The 9561-nt window shown below is 74.5% G+C and carries 9 protein-coding genes; 6 read left to right on the forward strand and 3 right to left on the reverse strand.

What is annotated here, in order from left to right; genetic code table 11:
• Positions 1–24: 24 nt before the first annotated feature.
• Genes FHL79_RS17755 through araA form a run of 3 tightly spaced genes read left to right on the forward strand, consistent with a single transcriptional unit; the run spans position 25 to position 3880 of the window.
• Complete coding sequence (locus FHL79_RS17755; protein WP_138759904.1) at positions 25–1683, forward strand: xylulokinase; 1659 nt, start codon at positions 25–27, stop codon at positions 1681–1683.
• Complete coding sequence (locus FHL79_RS17760) at positions 1680–2363, forward strand: L-ribulose-5-phosphate 4-epimerase (RefSeq protein ID WP_138759905.1); 684 nt, start codon at positions 1680–1682, stop codon at positions 2361–2363. The genes FHL79_RS17755 and FHL79_RS17760 overlap by 4 nt, the downstream gene beginning before the upstream one ends.
• 14 nt (positions 2364–2377) lie before the next feature.
• Positions 2378–3880 carry an L-arabinose isomerase gene (araA, locus tag FHL79_RS17765; RefSeq protein ID WP_246080928.1) on the forward strand — a complete coding sequence of 501 codons (1503 nt, stop codon included), beginning with the start codon at positions 2378–2380 and terminating at the stop codon, positions 3878–3880.
• 50 nt (positions 3881–3930) lie between these two features.
• Here araA and FHL79_RS17770 read toward each other — a convergent pair whose 3' ends face one another.
• The gene (locus FHL79_RS17770; RefSeq protein ID WP_138759907.1) at positions 3931–5142 is read right to left on the reverse strand and encodes a cytochrome P450; all 1212 of its coding nucleotides are present in this window, start codon (positions 5140–5142) and stop codon (positions 3931–3933) included.
• Positions 5143–5231: 89 nt separating this feature from the next.
• On the opposite strand from FHL79_RS17770, the gene FHL79_RS17775 reads away from it, so the two are divergent.
• Positions 5232–6158 carry a DUF5926 family protein gene (locus tag FHL79_RS17775; RefSeq protein ID WP_138759908.1) on the forward strand — a complete coding sequence of 309 codons (927 nt, stop codon included), beginning with the start codon at positions 5232–5234 and terminating at the stop codon, positions 6156–6158.
• A gap of 49 nt (positions 6159–6207) precedes the next feature.
• A complete protein-coding gene (locus tag FHL79_RS17780) occupies positions 6208–7206 on the forward strand; it encodes a cytochrome c oxidase assembly protein (protein WP_138759909.1) in 999 nt (332 codons plus the stop codon).
• 85 nt (positions 7207–7291) lie between these two features.
• Here the strand turns inward: FHL79_RS17780 and FHL79_RS17785 are convergent, their stop codons facing one another.
• A complete protein-coding gene (locus tag FHL79_RS17785) occupies positions 7292–7846 on the reverse strand; it encodes a sigma-70 family RNA polymerase sigma factor (RefSeq protein ID WP_138759910.1) in 555 nt (184 codons plus the stop codon).
• 46 nt (positions 7847–7892) lie between these two features.
• Between FHL79_RS17785 and FHL79_RS17790 the strand changes: the two genes are divergently transcribed.
• A complete protein-coding gene (locus tag FHL79_RS17790) occupies positions 7893–8639 on the forward strand; it encodes a zf-HC2 domain-containing protein (RefSeq protein WP_138759911.1) in 747 nt (248 codons plus the stop codon).
• A gap of 8 nt (positions 8640–8647) precedes the next feature.
• Here the strand turns inward: FHL79_RS17790 and FHL79_RS17795 are convergent.
• Positions 8648–9561: glycoside hydrolase family 6 protein (locus tag FHL79_RS17795; RefSeq protein ID WP_138759912.1), on the reverse strand; the 914-nt coding region annotated here is incomplete at its 5' end.

A 9561-nucleotide genomic window follows, 5' to 3' on the forward strand; every position in this document is an offset into this window, starting at 1 on the left:
GAGGCGGATCAAGGAGCACCTGACATGACGACGGATGCCGGCGCAGCGATCACCTCAGGAGCCACGGCCCTGGGGATCGAGCTCGGGTCGACCCGGATCAAGGCGGTGCTGATCGGGCCCGACCACGCCCCGCTCGCCGTCGGCAGCCACGACTGGGAGAACCAGTTCGTCGGCAGGCTGTGGACCTACTCGCTGGAGGCCGTGTGGTCCGGGCTGCAGCAGAGCGTCGCGGCCCTGGCCGAGGACGTGCGGCGCCGGCACGGCGTCGAGCTGGCCGGCGTCGGCGCGCTCGGGGTGTCGGCGATGATGCACGGCTACCTGGCCCTCGACGCCGACGGCGAGCTGCTGACGCCGTTCCGCACCTGGCGCAACACCAACACCGGCCGGGCCGCCGAGCGGCTCAGCGCGGAGTTCGGCTGCAACATCCCGCACCGGTGGAGCGTCGCGCACCTCTACCAGGCGGTGCTGGACGGCGAGGAGCACGTCGGACGGCTCGACTCCCTGACGACCCTGGCCGGCTATGTGCACTGGCAGCTCACCGGCGAGAAGGTCCTCGGCATCGGGGACGCCAGCGGCATGTTCCCGATCGCCGCCGGCACCGGTGGGTACGACACCGCGATGCTGGCCCGGTTCGACCAGCTCGCCGCCGAGGCCGGTGCCGACCTGGACCTCGCCGCGCTGCTGCCCACCATCGCCGTCGCCGGCCAGCCGGCCGGCCGGCTCACCGAGGCCGGCGCGCGGCTGCTGGACCCGACGGGGCAGCTGCGTCCCGGCGTCCCGCTGTGTCCCCCCGAGGGGGATGCCGGCACCGGGATGGTCGCCACCAACTCCGTCGCCCCGCGCACCGGCAACGTCTCGGCCGGCACCAGCATCTTCGCCATGGTCGTGCTCGAGCGCGCGCTCTCCCGCGCGCACCGCGAGCTGGACCTGGTCACCACGCCGGCCGGCGACCCGGTGGCGATGGTGCACTGCAACAACGGGGCCAGTGAGCTGGACGCCTGGGCCGGGCTGTTCGCCGAGTTCGCCCGGGCGCTGGGCGTCGAGGCCGACCGGTCGCAGGTCTTCGAGACCCTGTTCACCGCCGCACTGGACGGTGCGAGCGACGGCGGCGGGATGCTCGCCTACAACTACCTCTCCGGGGAGCCGATCACCGAGTTCGAGGAGGGCCGGCCGCTGTTCCTGCGGTCCCCGGACAGCCGGCTCGACCTCGGCACCTTCATGCGGACGCACCTGTTCTCCTCCCTGGCGACGCTCCGGATCGGCATGGACGTCCTGCAGAAGACCGAGGGCGTACGGCTGGACCGGATGTTCGCGCACGGCGGCATGTTCAGGACCGAGGGCGTGGCGCAGCGGTTCCTGGCCGCCGCGATCGACACCCCGGTCTCCGTCGGCGACGTCGCGGCCGAGGGGGGCGCCTGGGGCATCGCCGTCCTGGCCGCCTTCGCCGCCGGACGCTCGCCGGAGCAGGGCCTGGCGGACTACCTGGACGGCACGGTCTTCACCGGCGCGAGCCTGTCGACCGCTGAGCCCGACCCCACCGACGTCGCCGGCTTCGACGCGTTCATGGAGCGGTGGGTCGCCGCGCTCCCGGTCGAGCGGGCCGCCGTGGGGCACGTGGGGATCGGTGCCCGGCAGACCGACACGACCACCACCGCCACCGCCACCGAGGAGCAGCCGGCATGACCGCCACCACGACCCGCACCGAGCAGGGCACCCACCGCGAGCAGCGTGAGCACGTCGCCGCGCTGCACGCGTACCTGACCCGCTACGAGCTGGTCACCTGGACCTCGGGCAACGTCTCCGAGCGGGTGCCCGGCGAGGACCTGTTCGTCATCAAGGGCAGCGGGGTCTCCTACGACCAGCTGACCTGGGAGGGCATCACCGTGTGCGACCTGGACGGCAACGCGCTCGACGGCGTCCGGGCCCCCTCCAGCGACACCGCCGCGCACGCCTACGTCTACCGCAACATGCCCGAGGTCAACGGGCAGGTGCACACGCACAGCACCTACGCCGCGGCCTGGGCGGCCCGGCACGAGGAGATCCCCTGCGTGCTCACGGCGATGGCCGACGAGTTCGGCGGGCCGATCCCGGTGGGGCCGTTCGCGCTGATCGGTGACGACTCCATCGGCCAGGGCATCGTCGGGACGCTGCAGGGGCACCGCTCGCCGGCGGTGCTGATGAAGAACCACGGCGTCTTCACCATCGGGCCCTCGGCCGAGGCGGCGGTCAAGGCGGCCGTCATGACCGAGGACGTCGCCCGGACCGTGCACCTGTCCCGCCAGCTGGGCGAGCCCGTCCCGATCGCGCAGGCGGACATCGACTCGCTGTACGCGCGCTACCAGAACGTCTACGGACAGCGATGACCAAGGAGCAACACGTGCCATTCGAAGGTTCTCAGATCTGGTTCCTCACCGGCAGCCAGGGGCTGTACGGGGAGGAGACCCTCCAGCAGGTCGCCGAGCAGTCCCAGCGGGTCGCGGCCACGCTCGACGGCGCCGCGGACGTGCCGGTGCGCATCGTCTGGAAGCCGGTGCTCACCGACGCGGGCGCGATCCGCCGGATCATGGGCGAGGCCAACGAGGACCCGGACTGCCTCGGCGTCATCACCTGGATGCACACCTTCTCCCCGGCGAAGATGTGGATCTCCGGGATCGACGCGCTGCGCAAGCCGCTGCTGCACCTGCACACCCAGGCCGACGCCGCCCTCCCGTGGGCGACGATCGACATGGACTTCATGAACCTCAACCAGGCCGCCCACGGCGACCGCGAGCACGGGTTCATCCTCACCCGGCTGCGCACGCCCCGGACCACGGTCGCCGGGCATGCCGCCAACCCGCGGGTGCAGGCCCGCGTCGGGTCCTGGGCGCGCGCCGCCGCCGGTGCCGCTGCCGCCCGCGGCCTGAAGCTGGCCCGGTTCGGCGACAACATGCGGGACGTCGCGGTGACCGAGGGCGACAAGGTCGAGGCCGAGATCCGCTTCGGCATGTCGGTGAACACCTGGGGCGTCAACGACCTCGTCGCCGTCGTCGACCAGGTGTCCGACGCCGCGGTCGACGCGGTGGTGGCCGAGTACGGCGACCTGTACGAGATCGAGGCCGATCTCCGGCCCGGCGGTGAGCGGCACGAGAGCGTCCGCTACCAGGCCCGGATCGAGGTGGCGCTGCGGCAGTTCCTCACCGAGGGCGGGTTCGGCGCGTTCACCACCAACTTCGAGGACCTCGGCGGGCTCCGCCAGCTGCCCGGCCTCGCCGTCCAGCGGCTGATGGCCGACGGGTACGGCTTCGGCGGCGAGGGCGACTGGAAGACCTCGGCGCTGCTGCACGTGCTCAAGACGGCTGCCCAGGGCCTGCCCGGTGGCACCTCCTTCATGGAGGACTACACCTACGACCTGGCCGCGGACACCCCGAAGATCCTCGGCGCGCACATGCTCGAGGTCTGCCCGTCGATCGCTGGCGAGAAGCCCCGGCTCGAGGTGCACCCGCTGGGCATCGGCGGCCGCGAGGACCCGGCCCGCCTGGTGTTCGACGCGGCTCCCGGTGCCGGGATCACGCTGGGCTGGTGCGACCTGGGTGACCGGTTCCGCTGGGTCTCCAACGTCATCGACGTGGTCGGGCCCTCCGAGCCGCTGCCGAACCTGCCGGTCGCCCGCGCGGTGTGGGAGCCCCGGCCGGACTTCGAGACGGCGACCGAGGGCTGGCTCACCGTCGGCGGCCCGCACCACACGGTGCTGTCCACCCAGCTCGGCGCCGACGAGCTCACCGACCTGGCCGAGGTCTTCGACACCGAGCTCGTGCTCATCGACGACGACACCACCCGGCGCAGCCTGGCCAAGGAGCTGCGCTGGAGCGCGGCGTACCACCGGCTCGCCCAGCGCCTCTGACGCACTGAGCGGAGTGCCACGGCGCGGTTTCCGCGCCCGTGGCACTCCGCTCAGGCGGTGGTGAGGACGACGGGCAGGTCGTAGAGGCCGCGCATCACGAAATCGGGACGTCGCCGGGCGGGCGCGCCGAGGACGAGAGCTGAGGTCCGGCGGAGGAGCGCGCCGAAGGAGGCCTGCAGCTCCACCCGGGCCAGCGGCGCCCCGATGCAGAAGTGCACGCCGGCGCCGAAGGAGATGTGCGGGTTGTCCACCCGGCCGACGTCGAGGGTGTCGGCGTCGGCGAACACGGCCGGGTCCCGGTTCGCGCTGCCGAGCAGGGCGGCGATCTTCTGGCCCCGCGCGACGGTGGCGCCGCCGACCTCGACGTCCTCGGTGGCCGTCCGCTCGAAGAGCTGCAGCGGCGAGTCGAAGCGCATCAGCTCCTCGATCGCGGTGGGCAGCAGCCCGGGGTCGGCGCGCAGCCGGGCGAGCTCGGCCGGGTGCTCCAGCAGGGCGAGCAGGCCGTTGCCGCTGACGTTGACCGTCGCCTCGTGGCCGGCGTTGAGCAGCAGGATGCAGGTGGTCACCAGCTCGTCCTCGGTGAGCCGGTCGCCCTCTGCGTCGCGGACGGTGACCAGGTGGGTGAGCAGGTCCTCGCCGGGCGCCTGCCGCCGCTCGGCGGCCAGCTCCCGCAGGTAGGCGACGAACTCGTCGGCGGCCCGCTCGGCGTCGTCCTCGATCTGCGTCGTCCGGCCGTACTCGTACATCTTCACGATCGCGTTCGACCAGGGCCGCAGCAGCGGGCGGTCGGCCGCGGGCACCCCGAGCAGCTCGGCGATGACGGCGACCGGCAGCTCCTCGCTCATCCCGGAGAGCACGTCGACCGGGGTGTGCCCGGCCGAGCGCTCGGCCAGCTCGTCGACCAGCGAGTCGGCCAGCTCCTGCACCCAGGGGCGCAGCCGCTCCACGTGACCGCGGGCGAACGCCGCGCTGATCAGCCGGCGCAGCCGGGTGTGCGTCGGCGGCTCCATCTCCAGGATCGCGTTCCGGTGGATCAGGTTGAAGCTCTCGAACCGCTCCGCCGGGGTCTTGTCCGACCAGATCCGGCCCAGCCGGCGGTCCCGCAGCACCGCGTTGACCTCCGGGTGGCCGAAGGCCAGCCACATGCCCAGCCCCTCGTGCCACTGGACGGACGCCCGGGCGCGGGCGGCGGCGAACGCCGGGTAGGGGTCGGCGATGACGGCGGGGTCGGTCAGGTCGAGAGGCGCAGGAGCCAACGTCACGCCGCGGAGCCTATTGAAGGACCCCCTCGCCCCCCACCACTCGCAGGCTCGCGGCGGGACCCTGCGAGGGAGCCACCTAGGCTCATGGCATGGCTCAACGCACGCGGTCCTCCGCTCCTGCCGCCGCCGGGGAGGTCAACCCGAAGGCCCCCTGCCCGTGCGGGTCCGGCCGCCGCTACAAGCACTGCCACGGCTCCGGCTACGCCCCGCCCGTGCGCCGGCCGTTCGAGGGCCTGACCGGTGAGGCCGACTGGGTGGCGCTGCGCGAGCTGGTCCCAGCGGCGACCGCGACGCTGCGCACCACCGACGGCCGGGACGCCACCCTCGCCAGCGTGCTGCCCGGCGGGACGCCGGCGCTGGTCCGGGCCAACGGCCAGATCCTGCTGGGGCTGCAGCTGGCCACGTCCTCCGACGACATCAGCCGCGACCTGGGGACGGCGCTCGCCGCCGCCCTGGAGGCCCCCGCCGGTGCCCCGGTCGACCCGGGTCCGATCGGCGCTGCCGGCTCCGCCGGGCCCCGGCTGCAGGAGCTGCTGGACCCCAGCGCACCGTTCGAGGTCACCGTGCACGAGGACTTCGGCTTCTGGCTGGAGGGCGCCACCGTCGACCCCGCCGCCCAGGCCGGGCTGGCGCACGCCAACGAGATGGTCATGCCGACCGTGCGGCTCGAGGGGCTGGAGGCCGCCTACTGGTGCCGCCCCGGTGACGAGCGCGCGCACGTCCGCTGGGTCCGGCCGGAGCCGGAGGAGCCGCTGCTGGACGCGCTCGCCCGGCTCTCCGCTGCCGAGCAGCTCACCCTCGGCGAGGGCACCCGCTACGCCGGGGCGTTCCGCGCGCACGGTCTCGTCGTCCCGGTGTGGGACGTGCCGGCCGACGTCCCGGGCGCGGAGTGGGCCGGCCCGTCGGCCGGGCTGCAGTCGCGGCTGGAGGCCGCGCTCGCGGTGACCGACCCGCTGACCGCCGACCAGCGCCGCGCCCGGGCCGGGCTGCTGTCCCGGCAGGTCACGCTGCGCTGAACCGGCCTACCGTGGGTGCCGAACAGCAGGGCTGAGGGAGGGGCGACGGGTGGACCACGACGGCATGGGCGGCATGGGCGGCATGGGGGGCATGCACCTGCCGGAGCTGCCGCCGACCACGGGCCGGGTCCTGGCCCTCGACCTCGGCGCCGCCTCGCCCGTCGCGTGGCTCGGGGTGCTGCTGGCGGTCGGGTACGGCCTGGGTCTGTGGCGGCTGCAGCGACGCGGTGTGCCCTGGCCGGTCGGGCGGACCGTCGCCTGGCTGGTCGGCTGCGCCTTGCTGTTCTACGTGACCGCGAGCGGCCTGCAGACCTACAGCATGGGCATGTTCAGCCTGCACATGGTCCAGCACATGGTGCTGACCATGCTCGCGCCGCTGTTCCTGCTGATGGGTGCCCCGGTGACCCTGGCGCTGCGCGGGCTCCCCGCCGTCCCGGGGCCGGCGGGGATGCCGCGCCGGCTGCTGCTGAGCTGCCTGCACAGCCGGCTGGCGCAGGCGGTCGCCTCGCCGCTGTTCACCGTGCCGCTGTTCATCGCCAGCCTGTACGGCGTCTACTTCACCCCGGTGTTCGACGACCTGATGGCGTCGACCCCCGGGCACACGTTCATGCTGCTGCACTTCCTGGTCACCGGGCTGCTGTTCTTCGGCCCGATCCTGGCGATCGACCCGTGGCCGCGCCGCTCCAGCCACGGTGGCCGGATGCTCGAGCTGCTGCTGCCGGCGCCGTTCCACGCCTTCTTCGGCGTCATCGTGATCATGAGCAACACGCTGCTGCTGTCCAGCTACGCCAACCCGCCGGCGTCCTGGGGCATCGACCCGCTCTACGACCAGGGCGCGGCCGGCGGCATCGCGTGGTCCTTCGGTGAGTTCCCGACGGTGCTCGTGCTCGCGGTGGTCTTCTTCTCCTGGACCCGGAGCGAGGAGCGCGCCAACCGGGCCGCCGACCGCGCCCACGACCGGGCCGTCGCCCGCGGGGAGAGCGGCGAGGACCCGGCGCTGACCGCCTACAACGAGCGCCTCCGCCGGCTGGCCGCCCAGAACCCCTGACCCCGCGCGTACTTTCGCGCGCGAAACCGCGCGTACTTTCGCGCGCAAAACCGCGCGTACTTTCGCGCGCAAAACCGCGCGGGGGTCAGGAGGGGCGGCGGCTGCGGGGGTGGTCGGCGGCGACCAGCGCCTGCACCAGGTCGGCGCGGGCCCGCGCCACCCGGGACCGGATGGTGCCGATCGGGCAGCCCACCACCTCGGCGGCCTCGGCGTAGGGGAGCCCGATCAGCTGGGTGAGCACGAAGGCCTCCCGGCGCTCGGGCTCCAACCGGTCGAGCACGTCCTGGGCGGCGACCGTGCCGGCGACCTCGTCGGCGGGCGCGCCGCGCTCGAGCGCGGCCAGGTCGGTGTCCTCGCCGATCAGCACCAGCCCCCGCCGCTTCCTGGTGCGCAGGTGGTCGGCGCAGACCCGGCGGGCGATGGACAACAGCCAGGTGCGCAGCGAGGACCGGCCCTCGAACCGGGCGAGCGCCGGCAGCGCCCGCAGGTAGGTCTCCTGGGTGAGGTCCTCGGCCACCTGCCGGTCGGCGAGGTGGACGCACAGCCGCCACACGTCGGCCTGCGTCTCCCTGATCAGTGCAGCCTGCGCCGCCGTGTCCCCGTCGGCCGCCCGTGCCGCGAGACGTTCCAGCTGTCCCACGTCACCCTCCGGGAACTCCGCGTCCGTCGTCGGCGACTATGCCAGCGTGGGCTGTGCAACATGTCGTGAGGCCGTCTCGGCGACGCTGGACGGGGAGTCGCCGGGCGTGCCGCAGCGCTGGGTCGACGAGCACCTCGACGGGTGCCCGGGCTGCCGCGGCTGGGCCGACGCCGCCGCCGAGGTGACCCGGCGGGCCCGGCTGGTGCCCGCGCAGCCGGTGCCGGACGTGACCGCGGCCGTGCTGGCGCGGCTGCCGGCCGCCCCGTCCCGCCGCCGCCGGGACGGCTGGGACGCCGGGCTGCGGCTCGCCCTGCTCGCCGTGGGTGCCGGGCAGCTCGCGGTCAGCGTCCCGGTCCTGTCCGCGGGGATGGCCGGCATGGCCGCCCCGGTGCACCTCGCGCACGAGACCGCCGCGTGGAACCTCGGGCTGGCGGCCTGCTTCCTCGTCGTCGCCGTCCTGCCCCGGCTGGCGGCGGGTGCGCTGCCGTTCCTGCTCTCCTTCACCGCCGTGCTCAGCTGGGTCACCCTCGGCGACCTGCGCGCCGGCCACGTGCACGCCGACCGCGCGGTGGCGCACCTGCTGCTGCTGGGCGGGGCGCTGCTGGTCAGTGCGCTGGCGCTGCGCCACCGCGCGCCGCGAGGCGGTCCGGCCCGGGCGTCCCGGCCGTGGCCGGACCGGCTGACCGGCTGGCCGCACCCCGACCAGACCGGGACGGCGACCGGGCCGGTCGGCGTCGCGGCGGACTGGCCCCGGGACGCCACCGCAACCGTCGGTGAGCGTCGCGCGGCCTGACCGGCCGGTCAGCGGGCGCGCATCAGCCCCAGCGCGTACTCCGGCCAGAAGGTCCCCGCCGCCGGGCCCCCGTTGCAGGTGCCGTCGGACTCCCCGGGCCGCTTGACCCACAGGTAGGCGTCCACCCCGGCCTGCCCGGTGAGCGTGGTGGGGCGTTCGCCGACCGCCCGGCCGGCGGGGTTGCACCAGCCGGTGCCCGGCCCGTTGCCGTCCCGGCTGGTGTCGATCACGAAGGAGGCACCACCGAGCGCGGCGGAGACCGTCCGGCCGTAGGCGAGGTTGCTCGCGGTGGTCTCGACGTTGGAGACGTTGAGCGCGAACCCGTCGGCGTCGGCGACCCCGGCGGCCCGCAGCCGGCCGGCCATCTCCTGCGCGCCGATCCAGGTCGGGTTCCCGGCGTCGAGGTAGGTGTGCGTGCCCGGGTTGGCCTCCAGCACGTCGATCGCGGCGTCCAGCATCGCGTAGCGCGCCGCCGGGTCGCCGCAGAGCTGGGCCAGGGCGTCGGGCTCGACGACGACGACGGCCTCCGCCGTCCCGATGCCGTCCGCGAGGTCCTGCACCCAGTCGCGGTAGGCGGCCGGCGACGAGGCGCCACCGGCGGAGTACCCGCCGCAGTCGGTGTCGGGCACGTCGTAGGCGCCCAGGACGGGGACGGTGCCCGAGGCGGCTGCGGCGGTGACCACGGTGCGGGCGGCCTGCGTGACGTCGCTGCTCCACGACCCGAACCAGGTCGCCGTCGGCACCCCGGCGAGCTCGGTGAGCAGCGCCGCGTCCGCGCCCCGGTACGCCGCCGTGGCGGTCGCCTGAGCTGCGCTGGGGCCGGCTGCGTAGAGGCTGAGACCGGCCAGCGCGGCGTCCGTCGGGGCGGGGCTGCTCGAGGTCGGTGTGGCGGCGGTCGGTGTGGGGCCGGTCGGTGTGGGGC

This window comes from Modestobacter altitudinis, from assembly GCF_005930475.1.
In the GTDB taxonomy this organism is placed as follows: domain Bacteria; phylum Actinomycetota; class Actinomycetes; order Mycobacteriales; family Geodermatophilaceae; genus Modestobacter; species Modestobacter altitudinis.

What these genes read in the sequence shown, in the direction of transcription:
- FHL79_RS17760 (WP_138759905.1), top strand. Translation starts at nt 1,680, where the DNA reads ATGACCGCCACCACGACCCGCACCGAGCAGGGCACCCACCGCGAGCAG.
- FHL79_RS17775 (WP_138759908.1), top strand. Translation starts at nt 5,232, where the DNA reads ATGGCTCAACGCACGCGGTCCTCCGCTCCTGCCGCCGCCGGGGAGGTC.
- FHL79_RS17755 (WP_138759904.1), top strand. Translation starts at nt 25, where the DNA reads ATGACGACGGATGCCGGCGCAGCGATCACCTCAGGAGCCACGGCCCTG.